Genomic DNA, 1,899 nt, shown 5'->3' with positions numbered 1-1,899 from the left:
GGGCGCAAGCCGGGAGATGGGCGCAAGCCGGGAGATGGGCGCAAGCCTTGCGCCCCTACTACATAATGTTTCTGGAGGATTCACAAAGAGCGATCGCTTTACCCATAGCTAGTAGGTTGGGTGATCGGTACTCAACCCAACATTAATATAAGCACTTATTCCCTTTTTCCCTTAAAAAATCATCGGGTAAATATAACTAAATAGCCATACAATTAATTATTTGGTATAGATGAACGGATACAGCGCTCTTGTTTGCAGAAGGGCGCAAGCCGGGAGATGGGCGCAAGCCGGGAGATGGGCGCAAGCCTTGCGCCCCTACTACATAATTTTTTTGGAGGAATCACAGATAGCGATCGCTCTTAGCCATAGTTTGTAGATTGGGCGAACTCGCCAACGGAGCGAGATCTCCCACGAAATCGCTCCTTAACCCAACCTTATTCAAATTTTAATTAACTCACAAGGCACGGTAGAGATTCGTGGTATGAAAAGAGATTTTAATAAGATGACTAAAGAAGAGTCACAGCAAAAATTTTTCACCAATAAATCAAAATTATTGATTCGTGTCTAAAATTTTAGCAATTTCTTCCCCTTTTAAAATTAATATTTTACCATTTTGATAAATACTAATGGCTTGATTTAACTTGCGGTGTTTATCAATCTCTTGTTTTACTGCAAATTTAACCCCCTGATCAATCTTTTGAAATAAAGGATTTAATTCTCTTTTACTCACCATAATTGCCTTTAATTTTAGACCATAAATAAAGATTATCAACTATAATCTATGGGTTACCAATTGATGCCACTGAAAATTAACATATCTTCACAATAACTTATTTATATAAATATATGTAAAAATTGTTTGGGTTTTAAAACTAAAATACCTAATTTTTAAGCAGCAAAACCTAATAACTCTTCAGCATTTTTCCGAATACTCTCTTTTAAAGATTTTTCATCAATTTTTAAATTCACACCTCTAGCTAAACCACTAATATCTAACATTTCTTGAGTGATTCTATCGGTAAACACGTCATTTTTGACAAACCAATCTAAAACCTCTTGCAAATGCCAAACATCTTGAGCTTTCTTGACCACTGGTCTGGGGAAATCTGGATATTTATTGATTATTCTTTGTACATTCTGTTTAGTATAATCAAGCAGCACTGCTAAATCTTTTACCCCCACTAAATCAGGTGAAATATTAATTAGGGTACTATCTGGAATAACTGATTTAACATTAGCAATTGCACTTTTAATAGCTTCTTCTGCTGAATCAGCTTCTCTGATAAAATCAATTAATATAAATCCTTTTTCTCCTGAGGCAATTAAACTATCATCACAACAACCTGGAGCATATAAATCATTTATATATATATCTGGATCTATATTTTTATCTTTTAATTGAAAAAATAATCCAAATTCATAAGTTTTCATTTTAACCATCCTCATCATAGTAAATGCAGGATTTAACAGCTTTACGGATTTGCTTTGCATGATTACCAGGGTTTTTGGGACTACCATTGATATTTAATTTGCAAGGTGTTCCACATTTTGGATCATGATGATTGCATTTGATTACCCCCCACACATGCGCTTGACCACTTGCTGTTTCTATCCGCCAGTTATTCTCCTCTGCAAATTTGAGCGCTTCTCTGACTTCCTTTTTTGGATGTTTTTTCATCTAATTTGTTGATCTTCATAGTTATTAACCATTTACTTAATGTATAAAACATCTTAACTCAGTATTTGTCGGTTGACAAACACTTTATAGCTAAATAATTACATGCTTATTAATGTAAGCAAGACAAAGAAGTAGTAGTAGGGGCGCAAGGCTTGCGCCCTTCTGCGGCTTGCGCCCTTCTGCGGCTTGCGCCCTTCTGCGGCTTGCGCCCTTCTGCGGCT

At 36.1% G+C, this 1,899-nt stretch carries 3 protein-coding genes; all 3 read right to left on the bottom strand.

Translation table 11 applies throughout. From position 1 onward, the window contains the following. Positions 1-550: 550 nt before the first annotated feature. Entirely contained in the window at positions 551-733 is a 183-nt protein-coding gene (locus MW688_RS15330) for a hypothetical protein (RefSeq protein ID WP_486736883.1), read from the bottom strand. 155 nt (positions 734-888) lie between these two features. Continuing rightward, positions 889-1,431 carry a DNA-binding protein gene (locus tag MW688_RS15325; RefSeq protein WP_486736882.1) on the bottom strand — a complete coding sequence of 181 codons (543 nt, stop codon included), beginning with the start codon at positions 1,429-1,431 and terminating at the stop codon, positions 889-891. A 1-nt stretch (position 1,432) separates the two neighbouring features. Beyond that, positions 1,433-1,678 carry a hypothetical protein gene (locus MW688_RS15320; protein WP_486736881.1) on the bottom strand — a complete coding sequence of 82 codons (246 nt, stop codon included), beginning with the start codon at positions 1,676-1,678 and terminating at the stop codon, positions 1,433-1,435. Positions 1,679-1,899: the final 221 nt, after the last annotated feature.

The organism is Johannesbaptistia floridana (assembly GCF_057440575.1).
The sequence above is the reverse complement of the archived record's forward strand: the minus strand, read 5'-3'. Positions and strand labels throughout refer to the sequence as shown.